This window comes from Mesorhizobium sp. M0522 (genome assembly GCF_040321085.1).
Lineage (GTDB): Bacteria > Pseudomonadota > Alphaproteobacteria > Rhizobiales > Rhizobiaceae > Mesorhizobium.
The window spans coordinates 291,740-310,062 of sequence record NZ_JAMYQW010000001.1 but is presented as its reverse complement, the minus strand read 5'-3'; the positions used below and the strand labels follow the sequence as shown (position 1 = coordinate 310,062).

The 18,323-nt window shown below is 61.7% G+C and carries 18 protein-coding genes; 13 read left to right on the top strand and 5 right to left on the bottom strand.

All coding sequences use genetic code 11. From position 1 onward, the window contains the following. Window positions 1-88: 88 nt before the first annotated feature. The gene (locus tag NKI58_RS01550) at window positions 89-1,363 is read right to left on the bottom strand and encodes a tyrosine-type recombinase/integrase (RefSeq protein WP_352853035.1); all 1,275 of its coding nucleotides are present in this window, start codon (window positions 1,361-1,363) and stop codon (window positions 89-91) included. Between the two features lie 682 nt (window positions 1,364-2,045). Next, on the bottom strand, window positions 2,046-3,113 hold the full coding sequence (locus tag NKI58_RS01545) for an adenylate/guanylate cyclase domain-containing protein (protein ID WP_352826510.1): 1,068 nt from the start codon (window positions 3,111-3,113) through the stop codon (window positions 2,046-2,048). A 117-nt stretch (window positions 3,114-3,230) separates the two neighbouring features. Here NKI58_RS01545 and NKI58_RS01540 point away from each other — a divergent pair, with 117 nt between their 5' ends. The 4 genes from NKI58_RS01540 to tolA all read left to right on the top strand — a co-directional run bounded on the left by NKI58_RS01540 (window position 3,231) and on the right by tolA (window position 6,331). Then, complete coding sequence (locus NKI58_RS01540; protein ID WP_008873905.1) at window positions 3,231-3,671, top strand: SRPBCC family protein; 441 nt, start codon at window positions 3,231-3,233, stop codon at window positions 3,669-3,671. Window positions 3,672-4,089: 418 nt separating this feature from the next. Continuing rightward, window positions 4,090-4,671 carry a VOC family protein gene (locus NKI58_RS01535; protein WP_352783220.1) on the top strand — a complete coding sequence of 194 codons (582 nt, stop codon included), beginning with the start codon at window positions 4,090-4,092 and terminating at the stop codon, window positions 4,669-4,671. A gap of 27 nt (window positions 4,672-4,698) precedes the next feature. Continuing rightward, window positions 4,699-5,562 carry a glutathione S-transferase family protein gene (locus tag NKI58_RS01530; protein WP_352783222.1) on the top strand — a complete coding sequence of 288 codons (864 nt, stop codon included), beginning with the start codon at window positions 4,699-4,701 and terminating at the stop codon, window positions 5,560-5,562. Window positions 5,563-5,926: 364 nt separating this feature from the next. Beyond that, the gene (gene tolA, locus NKI58_RS01525; RefSeq protein WP_352574825.1) at window positions 5,927-6,331 is read left to right on the top strand and encodes a cell envelope integrity protein TolA; all 405 of its coding nucleotides are present in this window, start codon (window positions 5,927-5,929) and stop codon (window positions 6,329-6,331) included. Between the two features lie 34 nt (window positions 6,332-6,365). On the opposite strand, the gene NKI58_RS01520 is transcribed toward tolA, so the two are convergent. After that, window positions 6,366-6,581 (bottom strand): hypothetical protein, encoded by a 216-nt coding sequence (locus NKI58_RS01520; protein ID WP_352783225.1) that lies wholly within the window; start codon window positions 6,579-6,581, stop codon window positions 6,366-6,368. A 334-nt stretch (window positions 6,582-6,915) separates the two neighbouring features. Between NKI58_RS01520 and NKI58_RS01515 the strand changes: the two genes are divergently transcribed. Next, a complete protein-coding gene (locus NKI58_RS01515) occupies window positions 6,916-7,851 on the top strand; it encodes a DUF2865 domain-containing protein (RefSeq protein ID WP_352826511.1) in 936 nt (311 codons plus the stop codon). A 118-nt stretch (window positions 7,852-7,969) separates the two neighbouring features. On the opposite strand, the gene NKI58_RS01510 is transcribed toward NKI58_RS01515, so the two are convergent. Continuing rightward, complete coding sequence (locus tag NKI58_RS01510) at window positions 7,970-8,323, bottom strand: hypothetical protein (protein WP_352754624.1); 354 nt, start codon at window positions 8,321-8,323, stop codon at window positions 7,970-7,972. A gap of 652 nt (window positions 8,324-8,975) precedes the next feature. Here NKI58_RS01510 and pstS point away from each other — a divergent pair. Genes pstS through phoB form a run of 6 tightly spaced genes read left to right on the top strand, consistent with a single transcriptional unit; the run spans window position 8,976 to window position 14,187 of the window. After that, entirely contained in the window at window positions 8,976-10,037 is a 1,062-nt protein-coding gene (gene pstS / locus NKI58_RS01505; protein ID WP_352783230.1) for a phosphate ABC transporter substrate-binding protein PstS, read from the top strand. A gap of 59 nt (window positions 10,038-10,096) precedes the next feature. Then, window positions 10,097-11,086, top strand: coding sequence for a phosphate ABC transporter permease subunit PstC (pstC, locus tag NKI58_RS01500; protein ID WP_352691628.1), 990 nt, complete (start codon window positions 10,097-10,099; stop codon window positions 11,084-11,086). A 3-nt stretch (window positions 11,087-11,089) separates the two neighbouring features. Then, window positions 11,090-11,941: a phosphate ABC transporter permease PstA gene (gene pstA, locus NKI58_RS01495; protein WP_023678532.1), complete on the top strand. Its 852-nt coding sequence runs from the start codon at window positions 11,090-11,092 to the stop codon at window positions 11,939-11,941. Beyond that, entirely contained in the window at window positions 11,938-12,741 is an 804-nt protein-coding gene (gene pstB, locus NKI58_RS01490; protein WP_352451144.1) for a phosphate ABC transporter ATP-binding protein PstB, read from the top strand. The genes pstA and pstB overlap by 4 nt, the downstream gene beginning before the upstream one ends. Window positions 12,742-12,773: 32 nt before the next feature. After that, window positions 12,774-13,481: a phosphate signaling complex protein PhoU gene (gene phoU / locus NKI58_RS01485; protein WP_023678534.1), complete on the top strand. Its 708-nt coding sequence runs from the start codon at window positions 12,774-12,776 to the stop codon at window positions 13,479-13,481. 16 nt (window positions 13,482-13,497) lie between these two features. Next, on the top strand, window positions 13,498-14,187 hold the full coding sequence (gene phoB, locus NKI58_RS01480; protein ID WP_031212149.1) for a phosphate regulon transcriptional regulator PhoB: 690 nt from the start codon (window positions 13,498-13,500) through the stop codon (window positions 14,185-14,187). A 9-nt stretch (window positions 14,188-14,196) separates the two neighbouring features. Here the strand turns inward: phoB and NKI58_RS01475 are convergent, their stop codons facing one another. Further along, the gene (locus NKI58_RS01475; RefSeq protein WP_352480860.1) at window positions 14,197-15,441 is read right to left on the bottom strand and encodes an ROK family protein; all 1,245 of its coding nucleotides are present in this window, start codon (window positions 15,439-15,441) and stop codon (window positions 14,197-14,199) included. Window positions 15,442-15,727: 286 nt separating this feature from the next. Between NKI58_RS01475 and xylF the strand changes: the two genes are divergently transcribed. Continuing rightward, window positions 15,728-16,768, top strand: coding sequence for a D-xylose ABC transporter substrate-binding protein (gene xylF / locus NKI58_RS01470; protein WP_352480859.1), 1,041 nt, complete (start codon window positions 15,728-15,730; stop codon window positions 16,766-16,768). 142 nt (window positions 16,769-16,910) lie between these two features. Further along, window positions 16,911-18,275 (top strand): sugar ABC transporter permease, encoded by a 1,365-nt coding sequence (locus NKI58_RS01465; RefSeq protein WP_352574833.1) that lies wholly within the window; start codon window positions 16,911-16,913, stop codon window positions 18,273-18,275. Window positions 18,276-18,323: the final 48 nt, after the last annotated feature.

Below are 18,323 nucleotides of genomic sequence, written 5' to 3'. Positions count from 1 at the left end.
GAGACGCCTAGAGATTCCTCTAGAACGTCTCCGAAGTAAAGCGGTATAAAAGAGCTTTTCTTTTATTTGTGGATAGCTGTGACGTTACTCACTTCAACAGCACCATATCGGGGCGCGCGCCGGCCATGATTGCTTCATCTATGAAATTCGAGGTCAGGTGCGCGTAGTGACGTTCAACCATAGTCGTGTCGCGGTGACCGAGGTTCATCGCCACGACCATCAGCGGCGTCCCGTTCATCACCGCCAAGGAAGCCCAAGTGTGGCGCAATTGATGAAATCCGACTGCCGGGACGATCTTCGCGGCCTTGCAAGTTTCGCGCATCGGGCGTCCCTGACTTGACTCCCTCCATACTTCGGAGCCCTCGCGGCGGAACATCGGCTCGTCGCCAGTGCGGCCTGCAACGAGCGCGGCGAAAAACTCCACGCCTTCCTCAGTCAAGCGGACGGTGCGTGGCTTCCCGGACTTCGACGTATGGATCATGATCTTGCCGCCCGCGAAGTCGCGGACCTTGAGCGCGCATAGCTCGCCATAGCGACACCCCGTTAGGAGCGCGCCGTGCACGAGGTCCCGAAAGCCGGAGGCGCGATCGGCCGCATTTATCAGGCGCTGGGCCTCAGCGACCGACAGGAAGTCCGGGCGCGCAGCGTCGACCTTGCCGAACGGCTTCACCGTGCGCCAGGCATCGGGCTTCTCGGCAATCTCGTCGTTCTCGGCATAGGCGCGGTTGAGAGCGGCTTTGAGGGTCGTGAGTGTCCGGTTGACTGTCGCCTTGCGGGCGCGAATTTCGTTTTCGGTCTCAGGAGCCTTGGCGGTCTTCTGTTCTTTGCCCTTCTCGGATCGAAGGAGCCGCCCCTTTTTGGCGAGGTCGTCGCGCCATTTTTCTATCTGCCGTTTCGTGAGTTCGGACACTTTGTACTTGCCGAGCGCTGGAAGGATGAGGGCGTTGGCGCGGCCTTCGGCGTCTTTGCCGCTCTTCTTTTCGGCCTTCAGGTAGCGGATGTAATCCTCGATGGCTTCCGCGACAGTCAGGTTCGCGGTCTTGGGCCTGCCTTCGACCACGTTGCGGTGAAGGAGGGCAAGCTTCTGGGCCTCTTCGAAAGTGAACGTGCCCGGAGCCTTGGACGTCTCGTCGGCCGTCTCATGAGCGGTTCCGAGAAGGGATACCCGGTAGCGCTCGCGACCGACATACCGTCGCACAAGCCAAACGCCGGCTGTGTCCCTAGACTTGCGGCGGTAGCCTAGGTGGAGCCTTTCGGGAACGAGGGTCTTCCAGTGCGGCCGCTTGCCTATGGCGAGCGCCTTCCTCGCGGTCGGGTTATCCAGTTTCGCGTCTTTTACGGTTTTCGGCACTTTGCCCTCCATCAGAACTCGGAACAAATATGAACCAAATATCCGTCCGAGTTTGTCGGAGTTCCCTTTGGTTCGATTACCACCAAGTATATGATATTGCAGGGCTTTTGGATACCAGGAAAAACTCGGAAAGAGTGTCCAGACGCCCTCTCACGGCGGGAACAGGGGTTCGATTCCCCTTGGGCGTACCAAGTCTCTCCAAGCTCTCGGCAAACCATCAATCCGATCCATCGCCTTGGGTCGCGGCGGGTTTGGCTCATTGCCGCTTCCGGCGCAGCGGAGCCGATTGCATTAGCATTGCATCGTGGGTCTTGAGGCACAGCGTTAGCGGCGCGCAGAACGTCGCGCTGAGTCGATGCCACGCGGGGAGGAGCCAGATACAGAAACTACAATCGCAAGGCGTCCATCACGCTGGTCGGCACTGCCTGGAGCCGACCTGAGCTACAGCTGCCGGCGGCGGATCGTTTTGGCGAGCTCGGCGAAGGCGCCTCTCCCTCGAAGGGTGGATGCCGGGAAGGCCCTTAGCACCCGCCAGCGAAGCTGCGCGCGACGCGCATGGCTGGGCTCTAAACGCGCCATACTCCAGTTGCAGTATCGTAGCTTCTTTGCCGTTCGAATTTCTCTCAGTCATGGCTTCGCACGATACCAAGATATGCTGCGAACGACACATCCACGGCGGGCTCAACCATTCGATCTATTCCGGCAAGCCGAAAAGTGTTTGCGCGCCTGCTATTCCTCCGAGCGGATGACTGCCCATGGCGATCATCCGCTCGGTAGTTTCTGCCTCGAACACTGTCGACGCGAGCACCGTCCGTCCCAACGGCTTGCACAGCCCTTCGATGCGGCTGACAAGATTTACAGCCTTGCCGATCGCGGTGAAGTCCAACCTGCCGGCAGTGCCGATATTCCCCCAGAGTATCTCGCCGACATGCAGGCCAATGCCATATCCGAGCTCAGGGCCGCCATTGCGGCGCCGAGTTTGGTTGAGATGATCTATCCCGGCGCGCGTGGCCTTCACGGCGCGTACCGCAGCGTCACATGCGGCATTTGCATCGCGCTCGCCAATCGGGAAAATCGCGAGGACGCCATCACCTATAAACTTGAGAACCTCACCACCAAATGCGTGCACCGCGCCGGCGACGCAATCGAACCAGGCATCAAGTACCAATACGATCTCGTCTGCATCATGAACCTCGGATAGATCGGTGAAACCTCGAAGGTCCGCGCACAGAAGCGCAGCCCGTATCGTCTCTCCCTTTACTCGACGAGCGTGACCGTTGAGCACATGTGCTGCACTGCGCTTTCCCAAATATGCTTCGAGCAATGCGCGTTTCGCGGACCGTTCTGCGAGTGCGGTCATCGGAGCCGCAGCAAACCGGGAGATTTGCCGCAGCAGCTCTGACTGCGCCTCATCCGGAGTATGATCGAACGCCCACACCAAGGTCGGTGCGACACCGCCCGCTCGCTCGTCGAACACGATCGCCCGCGTCGTGCCAAGCCACTCCCGCAGCACGAGCCGGGGATCGGCATTCTGGCGGTCGGCGCCTATCCCCAAACCCTCGACCACTTCACCCCCAGGCGCTCGCCAGAGCCAGATACGGCGTGAAATGATTGGGTCGGGAGCATCCTGCGCCAGCGCGCCGGCGATGATCGGCAAGCCGTCTTCCATCAAATGCGTTGAGAGCTGCAATAGAAGTCGCCCACCGTCGCCAATATGCGCGGCGTCGTCCAGAAGGAATGAAAGCGACTTTGCGAGAAGCATCGGTAGAATGTCACTCGGCACCGGCTTATGCTTACGCCTCGAACATCTTCTTGCAACTCCCCACATTCGCTTCAATCATGCATGGAATTCGATGCGGATGTGACCTGGGAGTGAGCGATGGCGGAATCGGTTTACACAGAGATTGAGGTCGCCGCGCCACAAGCGACCGTGTTCGCGCTTTTGACGGATCCGGACCAAATCGTGCGATGGATCGGGACCGAAGCGAATTTGGATGCAACGCCGGGCGGTCTGTTCCTCGTCAATGTCGGTGGTCGCCATATGGCGCGCGGTGAGTTCACCGAGGTGATCCCGGTCCACCGTCTTGCCTACAGTTTTGGCTGGGAAGACAACGAGACCGTGCCGCCCGGCTCCAGTCATGTCGAGATCGACCTGATCGCGAGGGATGCGGGGACACTGATCCGCTTCACGCACAGCGGACTGCCGAACGCAAAGGAGCGTGACAGCCACCGAAGGGGATGGGAGCACTACCTCTCAAGGCTGAAGATCACTGCCGATGGGGGACATGTCGATCCCGACGTGCCGATGAAGAATATGTGATTTTCATCTAAGGGCCGCGGATGCCCGTAATCCCAACCAGGCGCGGCATGCGTCAGCGAGGCCCCTTTGACCTGCCGTCGCCAAACCGGCCGCTCGGGAAACCCAGCGGCCTGCGGGCCGCCGCACCATTACAGCTGCCGGCGACGGATCGTTTCAGCGAGCTCGGCGAAGGCGTCCGCGATCCCGGTGCCGCTCTTGGCGCCTGCGTGGAGTTCTTGAAACTCAGCGCTTCTGGCGCAACGCCTCGGATTGAATTAGCATCCGTTCATCAAAGCTCCGGCCGCACTCCTGCAGGATGCGGAATGCGGAGCGCAGGCGAGCGAGGCCGGGCGCGGTCACATGCCGGGCGCCGATCCAAGCGCGACTGGGCATCCGAACTTCCGTTCGGCGGCAAGACGGCGTGGCCGGGAGGAGTCAGATGCAAAAACTACAATCGCAAGGCGTCCATCACATCACGCTGGTCGGCGCCGGGCGTCAGACCTCGATCGATTTCTGGGAGGGCGTGCTCGGCATGCCTTTCATCTTCGAGCAGCCCAACCTCGACAAAGCCAGCGAAAGCCATCTCTATTTCGACCCGGGCGACGGCCGGCTGATCACCGTCTTCACCGACGAGAGCCGCACGCCGGTCAAGCGGCGCACGCCGACCGACACGGGCTGCGTCCATCATATCGCTTTCGCGGTGTCGCGCGTCACCTTTCTGCAGGCGGTTGCCCGGCTCGACGAGCGCGCCATCAAGCACAGCGGCGTCAAGGATCGCGGCTTCATGGACTCGATTTACTTCGAGGATCCGCTCGGCCTTCTGATCGAGCTCGCCTCCTATCGTTTCGAGCCGCCCGCGGGCTTCACCCATGCCGACGTGCTGATGCAGGCGCACAAGATCCGCGTCGCGCGCGGCGATTACAACATCGCCGAAGTGCATCTCGCCGACGCGATCCAGGCGCTTGCCGAGCGCTTGCGCGCAACCTTGTCGGAGGATCGCGCACCGAAAAATCCATACTGACGACACGCCAAACAAAGGGAGGACATAATGGCAAAGACAGCGACGAAGAGTGCGAAAAAGCCTGCCGCCAAGGCAGCCAAGCCAGGAGCGAAGCCGGCGGCCAAAGCCGCCGCCAAGTCAGCGGCGAAAGTGGCAAGGCCGGCAACGAAGGTCTCCGGCAAAAAGCCCGCGAAGGCCAAGGCGAAGCCGGCGAAAAAGCCGGCGCTCACGCTCAGCATGCTGAAGCCCAGCGTCAACAATATGAGCGTTCGGGTGTTTGCACGCGCCGCCGGGCTCGACCATTCCGAAACCGACGTTTGGGGCCTCACGCGCTCGCCCGAATATATGGCGCGAAACCCGGCCCATCTTACGCCGATGATCGAGGACAAGGGCCTGCCGAGAGGTGTCTTGTGGGAAAGCTGCGCCATCATGCAGTACCTCGCCAACAAGCACGGGCTGGAGAAACTATATCCCAAGGCGCCGGCCAAGCGGGCAATGATCGACAGTGCCATGTTCTACCTGATCGGGACGCTCTACCCCTATGTGGCGCGCGCCACTTATCCTGCACTGAATTTCCCGCAATATGCCGGCGAGGTCGGCCACAGCGACGCCCACCCCGACAAGAAGTCGGAAGCCCAGAAGGCCGCTATAGAAGCGATAGCCGAGCCGCTGGAGGTGTTTCACAGCTTCTTCAGGAACGGCAAGCCGTTCATCGGCGGCAAGAACCCGTCGATCGCCGACATCCGCCTGGCGGCGACGCTCGAATTCCTCGCCGTCATCGACTATGCGCTGCCCCAATGGGCAAAAGACTATATGGCGGCGATCGAGAAGAAGCTCGGCAAGGCCTATGCCGAGCCGGCCGGCGACGTGCGCGGCTATATCGCCTATGTGCGGTCGCAGGCCAACGCCTGAGGCACGTGCAGGCCGGCGATCGTCCGCACGTTCTGCGGGAGCCGGTAATGATCTGGGGTAATTCTTTCTTACTCTCCCCTGTTTGCACGATGTGGGGAGCTTAAGGTTTCGTTAACCGAAACCCTTTCTACTGGTATCCACCTCCAGCTTGCGACCACGGATGTACTGGCGCGGATGGAAAGCAAAGGTCGGCTGCTCGCCGGCCTTTGCTTATTGCAGCCCTGCCGAAGTTTGCGGCTGACGGCGCTTCACGACGCCTGAATGGCTGATGAAGCGCGTTGCCGGCATCTTGCCATCGCCGATGTCGGCCCTACCATCGAAGTAGTCCCGTCCTCGATGGCGGTTCAAGGACAGAGGCCCTGTCATGAAAAGCATTGCTGGAATGATGGTGATTGCAGGCGCCATGCTGGCGGGTGCAGCCGGTCAATCGAATGCAGCGACGCTCAACACCATGCCCGAGGTCGGGGCTGCCATCCAGGCGTGCTGGACCCCGCCGGCGAATGCCGGGAATTCCACCGTCACCCTGAGCTTCAGCTTCAGGCGCGATGGCACGCTGATCGGCCGGCCCAAGCCGACCGCCATCCGCGTCGCCGGCGAGGAGAAGACGCGCCAAGCTTTTGTCGACGCGGCGGTCGCGGCCGTGGACCATTGCCTGCCGTTGAGCTTTTCACCGGCGCTGGCTCAAGGCATCCCGGGCAAGGTGTTCACTCTGCAATTCAACTCGCCCAAACAAGAACAGGCTGCACCGCGAGTGAAGGCTTCGCCTTGATCTTTTCCAAAAACCGGATTCCACTTTTCGGGATCTAGTGGCGCCTTCGTCTCGCCTCGACATGTCGCGCCAGTTCCGGCACCTCGAAGACATAGTCGCTCCAGGCCGATTCCGGTATCTGGCCGGCGAGATAGCACTCCAGCAAAAGCCTCTGCTCGTGGTCGAGTGGCCTCGGTGCGCGTTCATGGTCGAACCCAAGTGAATGGAACAGATTCCTGGTCAGGTCCGCGACAGTGAAGTGGATCGACATTTGCGGTCTCCTCCTTTGGCCGCTCAACGCCGATCCCAGGGCTAAGGTTTCAGCAACGGCCGGCCGGTAACGCCGGATTGATCGCGATGCCGAACCCGCCGCGCGCATCAAACTTCGCCGTGGCGGGCGTCCGCCGGCGTTGCTGCTGGTTCGTCTCAATCTTGAAATAAAAATGTAATATTGAATTTACACGAGTGGAATCTAATACACTATAGCTAAAGTCTCTGGTGGCGGTTTGATCTACTTCAATTAGGAAAAACTGATTTAGCTAGTACTTATCCATAGTCGACAAAGAAATCCTGTTCTCGGTGCAACAAGGATAATGGTCGTTCCAATGACACGCTTCTGGCCCCTCACGATTCTGATGCTGGTGTCGGCAATAGCCGTTGCGCTCGGCACATCCTTCTCCTACGCGGATAGCTGCGGTGCCATCAGGAGCCAATTGCTTTCGGCGGGGCGCAGCGGCGGGACCAGCCCCGAGCTTGCCCAACTGCGTCGGCAACTCGCCGCGATTCAAAAGCTTGAGAGACAACGCAGATGCACGGCGAAAACGGCCGGCTTCTTCTTCAATCCCTGCGCCGACCTGGTCAGCAGCAAGGCGGAGGTGCAACGGCAGATCGCCAGACTGTCGAATTCGAGCAGGGACACGTCCGGATTGAAGGCCAGGTTTGTCGCGCTGGGCTGCGCCGCCCCCGCTGCCAAGAAACAGCCGGCGCAGCAACGCACGGCACCCAAGGCCCAGTCCGCAGGCACAACAATTGGCGGCAATCGGATGCTGTTTTGCGTTCGCTTGTCGGACGGATATTTCTTCCCCGCGCCAAAATCGCAGTTCGCCAAGAGCGACGATCTGAAGGAAACGGTCGATCAGTGTCGCTACATCTGCGACGATGCCGGCGTCGACCTCTATACGCTGAGCGACGCCACTCGCGAGACCGAGGAGATGGTCGCGCTCGAGTCGGGAAAACTCTATGTGGAGCTACCTGCCGCGTTCCGGTACCGCGACGACTCGAACTTCAAGGCCTGCGACGTCAAGCGCTATTACCGGCGCGTCGCCGAGCTCAGGGCACGAACCGTGACACCGGCCAACATGACCAACGCCATCATACCGTTGCCGACGTCAAAGCCGGATTTTGGCATCGTCGCGGAAATTCCTGAATCCGGGATCGAAACCGCCGGTGCCGCTCCGGCAGAGGCAAAACGCAGGCTGCCGAAGTGCAGGGAGCTGCCCAGCATCAGTCGATCGAAAGAGCGATCGGCGCGAGGCCGGTGAGAGTGGTCGGGCCAGCCTTCTTCCCGGCGGACTGACCAGGGCGGGCGATGTTCCGAGACGGCTGGCCGGATAGCCGCTTCAAGGCCTGGAGCCGTGCGCATCGACCGACGTCGGCTGGTTATTCGCAGACCATGCGGGCCCGTTTGCCGGGCTCGCTGACATTCTTGCAAGTTAGCGGCTTCGTCGGCTCCGGCGACAGCATGGGCGGGTTGTTGGTGATCCTCCCCCGAGGCGCTGCAACGGAAGCCGCGCTCCTGCGCACCGCCGGCCTTTTCGGCGTTTGCGGCGCCACTGGAAAGACGTCGGTCTCCAGTTGCGACTGTTCGGCTTGCGCCTGCGGCGAAGGCCTGTCCCAGAAACGGCGAACATCGAGCGGCTTGGGAATGATGACGGTGCCGTCATAGCTGCGCGCGCAGCCGCTTCCCAGAGGCAGCGCCAGGCACAGGAAGACAGGCAGAATCCGTCGAGACATCAGCAATACCCCTGCAAGCTTATAACGCTGCTTCGGCCTAACCGACAACCGGCGGAATAGGGCGAAGGGAGTAGATACCGTGAAGTAGAGTCGTCGCACTTCCAGTCGAAGGCGTTGCTCGAAGATCGAGCGCCGGGTCGGGCGCGGATGGAGGTCCAGCGCGAGTTAGAACCTTGCGATTCGTCAACGTTTCCAGCGTAAGGCCATGGTGCGATCGCACCATACCAAAGCCGCGCTCAGTGGCGACAATGGGATATTCGAAGTCCCGCTCCTCCAGTTACGGGCGGGAGCAGCGACCGCCGGCAAGAAACAGGGTCAGATTTACCCCAACGGACCTGTTTCGGCGATGGCGCGGCCATGACACGTTCTGGCTGCATGCAACGCGCTCCCGTCCGGCTTTTTTCTTTTACAGCCGGTGGCTACGATCGCCGAGCAGACGATGCCGGCCGGAATTCACGCAAGCTGCTGATTCCAGCGGCAAACCGCGGCCCATGCCGACAAAGCCCGCGGCCGCTCCTTCTTAACCCGGCTGGACGACGTTACCGGAGCGACATGAAACTGTCATGCGACTGTAATAATCGGGGGCTATTGGCCTCAGCGGGCGCCGGAGGAATGGCGCCGAGAGACCATATTCCGAACAGGAGCAGGCCACATGAGACATTTCATCCGCTCGGCGGCCGTTGCGATTGCAATGGCTGCGGCGACGACCACCCTCACCCTGTCCGCCGCGCTCGCCGCGGACATCTCCGGCGCCGGCGCCACCTTCCCCTACCCGATCTATGCGAAGTGGGCCGACACCTACAAGAAAGACACCGGCGTTGGCCTTAACTACCAGTCGATCGGTTCCGGCGGCGGCATCAAGCAGATCAAGGCCAAGACCGTTACTTTCGGCGCTTCGGATGCGCCGCTCAAGGGCGACGAGCTTGAAGCGTCCGGACTGGCTCAGTTCCCGATGGTGATGGGCGGCATCGTTCCCGTCGTCAATCTCGAAGGCATCAAGCCGGGCGAGTTGGTTCTCGACGGCCCGACGCTGGCCGACATCTTCCTCGGCAAGATCACGAGCTGGGATGACGAAGCGATCAAGAAGCTTAATCCCGACGTCAAGCTGCCTTCGCAGGCGATCGCGGTCGTTCACCGTTCCGATGGTTCGGGCACGACGTTCAACTTCAACTATTACCTCGGCGACGTCAGCGCGGACTGGAAAGAAAAGGTCGGCGTCGACAAGGCCGTGGAATGGCCGGTCGGCATCGGCGCCAAGGGCAATGAGGGTGTTGCCAACAACGTCGCCCAGACCGGCGGCGCGATCGGTTATGTCGAATATGCCTACGCCAAGCAGAACAAGCTCACCCACACCGATATGATCAACAAGGACGGCAAGAAGGTCGAGCCCACCGCGGCGGCGTTCTCGGCGGCAGCGGCCAATGCCGACTGGAGCTCGCAGCCGGGCTATGGCGTCATCCTCGCCAACGAGCCGGGCGCCGAGTCCTGGCCGATGACGGCGGCAACGTGGATCCTGCTCTACAAGAAGCCGGATGATGCCGCGACCACCGGCGAAGCGCTCAAATTCTTCGCCTGGGCATACGACAAGGGCGACGAGATGGCCGGCGAGCTGGACTACGTTCCGATGCCCGACAAGGTGGTTGAGAGCGTCAAGGCCATGTGGGCCAAGGAAGTCGTCGGCGACGACGGCAAGCCGATCTACTCGGCTATGTAATCTCCTCCAGGGAGGGCGTCGATGGCGCCCTCCCTGTTGCCTTTAATCGCGAGGACCCAATGACCATCGCTTCCGATGCCATGCCATCATCTGCAGCAGCCCGGGCCAGGGAAGCTACGGTGCGGCGCTTCGCGCTCACAGATGCCATATTCCGCGGACTCACCCGCGCTTCCGCAATTCTTGTGCTGGTCATCCTCGGCGGTGTCGCGATCTCGCTGTTTGCCGGCTCGTGGCAGGCGCTGTCGTCCTTCGGTTTCTCCTTCCTGACGACTGAAAGCTGGAATCCGGTCACGGAAAAATTTGGCGCACTGGCGCCGATCTACGGCACCCTGGTCACCGCGGCCATCGCCATCCTGATCGCGGTTCCGATCGGCATCGGCATTGCAGTCTTTCTCACCGAGCTCTGCCCGCGCCCGCTCAGGCGCCCGATCGGCATAGCGGTCGAGCTGTTGGCCGGCATTCCTTCGATCATCTACGGCATCTGGGGCCTGTTCGTGTTCGCGCCGTTCCTGCAGACGGCGATACAGCCCTTCATCATCAACGTCTTCCACGGCGTGCCGGGACTATCCAGCCTTTTCGCTGGCCCTCCTTACGGCATCGGCCTTCTGACCTCGGCGCTGATCCTTGCCATCATGGTGCTGCCCTTCATCACCTCGATCACCAAAGACGTCTTCGATACGGTGCCGGCGGTGCTGAAGGAATCGGCCTACGGCATCGGTTGCACGACCTGGGAAGTGACCCGGCGCGTGGTCATTCCCTATACCCGCATCGGCATCATGGGCGGCGTCATGCTTGGCCTCGGCCGGGCACTCGGCGAAACCATGGCAGTGACCTTCGTCATCGGCAACGCGCATCGCATCAGTGCCTCCCTGTTCGCACCGGGCACGACGATCTCGGCGACCATCGCCAATGAATTCACCGAGGCCGACGGCGACCTCTACACCTCCTCGCTGGTGGCGCTCGGCCTGATCCTCTTCGCCATCACCTTCCTGATCCTTGCCGCCGCCCGCTATATGCTGATGCGGATCGACGCCCGTACGGGAGCCTGACCGATGTCGACATCCTCATCGCTCCACAGCCGCCGCAAAGCCAGGAATTCGGTGATGATGGCGCTTTGCGTCGTCGCCGCCGGCATCGGGCTTGCCTGGCTGGCGCTCATTCTCGGCGCACTGGTCTATAAGGGCACAGCCGGGCTTTCGCTCGCCGTCTTCACCGAGATGACGCCACCACCGGGCGAGGCCGGCGGCCTGCTCAATGCCATCGCGGGCAGCCTGCTGATGACGATCATCGCCGTTGTCGTCGGCACGCCGATCGGCGTGCTGGCGGGAACCTACATGGCCGAGTATGGACGCTTTTCGCGCATCACCACCGTCGTCCGCTTCATCAACGACATCCTGTTGTCGGCGCCGTCGATCATCATCGGCTTGTTTGTCTATGAGCTGATGGTGCGGCCAATGGGACATTTCTCGGCCATTGCCGGCGCCGTTGCGCTTGCCATCCTGGTCATTCCGGTGGTCGTGCGCACCACTGAAGACATGCTCAACCTGGTGCCGAACGCGTTGCGTGAAGCCGGTGCCGCGATCGGCGCGCCACGCTGGGTGGTGATCCGTTCGGTCGCCTACCGCGCCGCATTGTCCGGCATCGTCACCGGCATATTGCTGGCGATAGCACGCATTTCCGGCGAGACGGCGCCGCTGCTCTTCACCGCGCTCAACAACCAGTTCTGGAGCAGCAATATCAACGCGCCGATGGCCAGCCTGCCGGTGACCATCTTCCAGTTCGCTCTCAGCCCTTACGAGGAATGGCAGCAACTGGCGTGGACCGGCGCACTCATAATCACCCTGACGGTTCTGGGCTTGAGCATCCTCGCCCGCAGCCTTACCGGACGCAGAGAGGACAGATGACACAGATGTTGTCCCCAGACATGACGATGGCCGAAACGGTCGCCGAGAAGACGAAGATCGAGGTCAAGAATCTCAACTTCTACTACGGCCAGAGCAAGGCGCTGAAGGACATCAGCCTGTCGCTGCCTGAGCGCAGTGTCACGGCCTTCATCGGCCCTTCGGGCTGCGGGAAATCGACGCTGCTGCGTGTGTTCAACCGCATCTATGAGCTCTACCCAAAACAGACGGCCGAGGGCCAGGTGCTGCTCGACGGCAAGAACATTCTCGACCGGTCGCAGGATCTCAACCTCCTCAGGACCAAGATCGGCATGGTGTTCCAGAAGCCGACGCCGTTCCCGATGTCGATCTACGAGAACATCGCCTTCGGCGTCAGGCTCTACGAGAACCTCGGCAAGTCCGAGATGGACGGCCGCGTCGAACAGGCGTTGAAGCGCGCCGCGCTGTGGAGCGAGGTCAAGGACAAGCTCAACGCCAGCGGCTTGAGCCTGTCCGGCGGCCAGCAGCAGCGGCTCTGTATCGCCCGCACCGTGGCCGTGAAGCCGGAAGTCATTCTGCTCGACGAACCGGCTTCGGCCCTCGACCCGCTGTCGACTGCCAAGATCGAGGAACTGATCGACGAATTGCAAGCCGACTACACGATCGTCATCGTCACCCACAACATGCAGCAGGCGGCGCGCGTGTCGCGCCAGACCGCCTTCATGTATCTGGGTGAACTGGTCGAGTTCGACCGGACCGAGAAGATCTTCACGTCGCCCCGCGAGAAGCGCACGCAGGACTACATCACTGGCCGCTTCGGCTGAGCCGTTCCGATCATGCATATGAGGACAGGACCATGGGCGAACACACAGTCGCTTCTTTCGACGAGGATCTCGAGCAGATCAGCAAGCTGATCCGCGACATGGCCGACCTCGCCGGTTCGATGGTCGGCGGGGCGACCAAGGCCCTGTTGAATTCCGACAACGTGCTGGCGCAACGCGTCGTTTCCGACGACGCCATCATGGATGCGCGTCAACGCGAACTGGACGACCGCGCCATCACCCTGATCGCCAAACGCCAGCCGATGGCCCACGATCTTCGCCATGTGGTCGGAGCGATCCGCATGGCGGGCGACCTCGAACGCATCGGCGACCTTGCCAAGAATATCGCCAAGCGCGTGAGTGCGGTCGGCCTCAGCGCCACGCCGCGGGACCTGTCGCATTCCATCGACGCGATGGCGCAGCTGGTTCTCATCCAGGTGCAGGGTGTCATCGAGGAATATGCTGCAGGCGATGCGGCCGCGTTGGCCAAGCTGCGTGCCGCCGACGAGCGCATCGACGTCAAATACACGTCCGTGTTCCGCGAGCTCTTGACCTACATGATGGAAGATCCGCGCAACATCACCGCTTGCACGCACCTGCTGTTCTGCGCCAAGAATCTGGAGCGGATCGGCGACCATGTCACCAACATCGCCGAAAATGCGTATTATGTGCTGACCGGCGAGCAATTGCCGGTCAATCGTCCGAAGCAGGACGAAACGACAATGTCCGCACCGGTGACATGATGGGGGTGCCCAGCCGATGATCGCACCACGCATAATGGTGGTGGAGGACGAGGAGCCGTTGGGTGTGCTGCTCCGCTACAATCTCGAATCCGAAGGCTACCAGGTCGAGGTGGTGACACGCGGCGACGAAGCCGAGATCCGTTTGCAGGAGAATGTGCCCGACCTTTTGGTGCTCGACTGGATGATACCAGCGGTTTCCGGCATCGAGCTCTGTCGTCGGTTGCGGGTGCGCCCCGAAACCGAGCGGCTGCCGATCATCATGCTGACCGCGCGCGGCGAGGAGAGCGACCGGGTGCGCGGGCTTTCGACCGGCGCCGACGACTATCTGGTCAAACCGTTTTCGACACCGGAATTCATGGCCAGGGTCAAGGCGCTGCTGCGGCGCGCCAAGCCGGAAGTGCTGTCCAGCGTGCTGAAGGTCGGCGACATCGTGCTCGATCGCGAATCGCACAGGGTCTATCGCAAGAAGAGCGAAATCAGGCTCGGGCCGACCGAATTCCGGCTGCTCGAGTTCATGATGCGGCATCCGGGCCGTGTCTTCTCGCGCAGCCAGTTACTCGATAATGTCTGGGGCGAGACAATCTACATCGACGAACGCACCGTCGACGTGCATGTCGGGCGGCTGCGCAAAGCCGTCAACAACGGCCGGATGCCGGATGTCATCCGCACCATCCGCGGTGCCGGCTATGCGATCAGGGAAGATTGACCCGCCTGGTCAGGCTACGTTCTTTCTGACGCTGGGCCTCATTTGCGCGCCCGGCGCGAAAATCTCCTGGTCGACGAAGCTTAGCGCCCGCATCGCGCAGCCTTCGCGGATCAGCGGCAATTCGTTCGGCTCTGTATCGAAGGAGATCGAGCCCGAATGCTGGCCGCCGGCGGTCTGGGCGATTGCCTTCCGCAAGGCCGGCTCGATCAGATCGAAGGCGGCGGCACTGGCGCCGACCATCGCGACCGGTGCCGGATCGATCAGCGCGAACAGCGAGCCGAGACCGAAACCCAGCGCTTCGCCGGCCTTGCGGTAGGCCTCGCGTTCCGGCCCATCTTTCTCGCGCGCCCGGGCCGCCAGTGCTCGCATGTCGGCGTCGCTGACGTCGGCGATCGGTTCGCTTTCTTCGCTCATCTGCCTGGCGTTGCGCCAGATGGCGTAGTTGCCGGCATAGGCCTCGATGCAGCCGCGCCGCCCGCAACGGCAGAGCGCGCCGCCCGGACGATGGATCATGTGGCCAAATTCGCCACCCGAGGAATGCGTCCCGGTGAACAGTTCGCCCTTCAGCACCAGCCCCATGCCGATGCCATGCGAAAGCAGGATGGCGATGAAGTCGTCGCGATAGCGATCCGGATTGCGCCAGCGCAAAGCCACCGCCATCATGTTGCAGTCGTTCTCCACCGTTGCCGGGATGCCGAATTCGTCCTCCAGCATGTCGGCAAAGGCGATGTCGGTCTGCGGCGTGATCGGCGACCACAGCATGGCGCGTGCAGGGGAGTCGGTAATGCCCTGAATCGCCAGGGCGATGCGGGCGACACTGCGGACGTCAAGGTCTGGATCCTGCAGCCGGCGCCGGACGATGGCCATGCATTCACGGATCAGCTCGTCGCGCGGCATGGTCAGCGTGTCCAGCCGGCGCTGTTCCTCGGCGACCACCTGTCCCGTATAGTCGATAATGGCGGCCGACAGGAAATTCAGCGACAACACCACGGTCAGCACCGCCGCCGCTTCCGGGTTGAGGGCGAGGCCGACCTGCGGACGACCGCGTTTCAACGAAACGGGCTCACTTGCCTTGCTCTCGGCGAGGATGCCTTCCCGTATCAGGTCGGAAGAGATCGCCGATATGGTCGAATGACTGAGGCCGGTAGTAGCTGCGATCTCAGTACGCGATGGCTGGCCGGCCCGGCGCACCGCCGAGATCACCATCGCCCGGTTGCGCCGGCGCAAATCGTCATGGCGGATTCCGACCGACATTGTTTTGCTTTCCTCCCGGTTGCCGCGGCCGCTCATGAACCGGAAGCCGTCGGTAATGTCCGACAAATAGTGTCGGACGCAGGCAAATAGTGTCAGATGCAGGTTGCGCTGTCATCGTTTATTCCGACGCTCGAAAAAACTCGCAGAGTCATCAAAATCCATCAGAATCGATGTTGACAGCAGCCGGAGATCGGGCCAGTATTTTTTCGAGGCTCGAAAAAATTAGAGCTTCTAAGCTGGTCTTTGAGCCAATTGGTCACGCCGTACGCGGCGCAGGGAGGATATGATGAAGAAATTCACGACCGCCATTCTGGCGGGTGTCGCCATGACGCTGGCGCTGGCGTCGGTGGCGCAGGCTAAAGACAAGGTCATCGGCGTTTCCTGGTCGAACTTCCAGGAAGAGCGCTGGAAGACCGACGAGGCCGCAATGAAGGCGGCCATTGAGGCCGCAGGCGACAAGTATATTTCCGCCGACGCACAGTCCAACCCCGGCAAGCAGCTCACCGACGTCGAGAGCCTGATCTCGCAGGGCGCCAGCGCACTGATCATCCTGGCGCAGGACGCCTCGGCCATCGGGCCGGCCGTGCAGAAGGCACTGGACGAAGGCATCCCGGTCGTCGGCTATGACCGGCTGATCGAGAACAAGGACGTGTTCTATCTGACCTTCGACAACAAGGAAGTCGGCCGCATGCAGGCCCGCGAAGTCTTCAAGGTGAAGCCGGAAGGCAACTACGTCTTCATCAAGGGTTCGGGTTCCGATCCGAATGCCGATTTCCTGTTTGCCGGTTCGATGGAGGTGCTGAAGGAGGCCATTGACGGCGGCAAGATCAAGAATGTCGGCGAGGCCTATACGGACGGCTGGCTGCCGGCCAACGCTCAGAAGAACATGGAACAGTTCCTGACCGCCAACGACAACAAGGTCGATGCCGTGGTCGCCGCTAATGACGGCACTGCCGGCGGCGTCGTCGCCGCGCTGACGGCGCAAGGGCTGGCCGGATCGGTTCCGGTTTCGGGCCAGGACGGCGACCACGCCGCGCTGAACCGCATCGCGCTCGGCACACAGACCGTGTCGGTGTGGAAGGATGCGCGCGAGCTCGGCAAGAATGCCGCCGAGATCGCCTCGCAACTGGCCGACGGCAAGCAGATGACCGACATTGCCGGCGTGAAGGATTTCACCACGCCCGGCGGCAATACCGTCAAGTCGCTGTTCCTGACCCCGGTCGCCATCACCAAGGACAACCTCAACGTCGTCATCGACGCCGGCTGGATCAAGAAAGAAGAGGTCTGCGCCGGGGTGACGGCTGGCACTGTTGCAGTCTGCAACTGAGCCGACGTTTCCGAAAAGTCCGAACGCCGCGGCCGCTCGCCGCGGCGTTTTTCCAACAAGAGTTGTTTTTCCGCTTCCGGCGGATAACTTCTAGGCTGCTTCCGGCATCCGCGGCAGACGGCAACCCGGCGGGAGAAACATCATGACCGACACGACGTCCAACACGCCGGTCGACAGCACGACAGACCGGGCACGGGAATCCGAACTCGGCATTGTTGCCCGATTTCTCAAGGCAACCGAACTCGACACGCGCATGCTCGGCATGGTCGGCGCGCTGCTGGTCATCTGGGTCGGCCTGCATGTCATTTCTAGCGTACGGCTCGGCGTCAATCCGTTCGACTTCGACAGCCGGACCTTCCTGACGCCACGCAATCTCTGGAACCTGTCGGTGCAGACTTCGGCCGTGGCCATAATGGCCGCCGGAATGGTGCTGGTTATCGTCATGCGCAATATCGACCTGTCGGTCGGCTCCGCCGAAGGCCTGATCGGCGTGGTCATGGGTTTTGCGCAGGTGCATTTCCTGGTGCGAATGGTCGGTCTGCAATTAGGCAACCCCTGGATCTGGATCCTGGCGCTGGCCATCGGCCTCGCGCTTGGCCTTCTGATCGGAGCGTTCCAGGGATACATCATCGCTTATCTCGAGGTGCCGGCCTTCATCGTGACGCTGGGCGGCCTTCTGGTCTGGCGGGGTGCCGCATGGTGGGTCGCCAGTGGGCAGACGATTGCGCCGCTGGATGCCACTTTCCAGCTGATGGGCGGCGGACCGACGGGTTCGATCGGTGCGCGATGGAGCTGGATCGTCGGAATTGTCGCGTGCCTGGCGGTTGTGTTCATGCTGCTCAACGGGCGGGTGCAGCGCAAGCGGTTCCGCTTCCCGTTACGCCCGATCTGGGCCGAGACGTTCCTCGGGGCCGTCACTTGCCTTGTCATCATGGGCGCCATATGGCTTGCCAATTCCTATCCTTGGCCGGTCGGCATCGTGAACAGATATGCGGCGGCCAACAATATAACCGTTCCCGAAGGCGGGCTGTTCATCGCCCATGGCATCGCCATACCCGTGCTGATGGCTGTAGCCGTAGGGCTGATCATGACCTTCATCGCCAAGCGTACCCGTTTCGGCCGCTATGTCTTCGCCATCGGCGGCAATCCGGAAGCAGCCAACCTTGCCGGTATCAACACGCGCTGGGTGACCATGAAGGTGTTCATGATCATGGGCGTGCTGGCGACGATCGCCGCAGCGATCTCGTCAGCCAGGCAGAACTCGTCGACCAATGCGCTGGGCACGCTGGACGAGCTCCTGGTCATCGCGGCGGCGGTGATCGGCGGCACGTCGCTCGCCGGCGGCTCCGGCACAGTGCTCGGCGCCATGCTCGGCGCGCTTTTGATGCAGTCGCTGCAGTCCGGTATGGTGCTGCTCGGCATCGATTCGCCGCTGCAGAGCATCGTTGTCGGAGCCGTGCTGGTGGTCGCGGTGTGGCTCGATACCGTCTATCGCAAACGGGTCTGAGCATGATCCCGCAAGGTGGAAACCGGTTTTCGTACAACTTGATGCTCA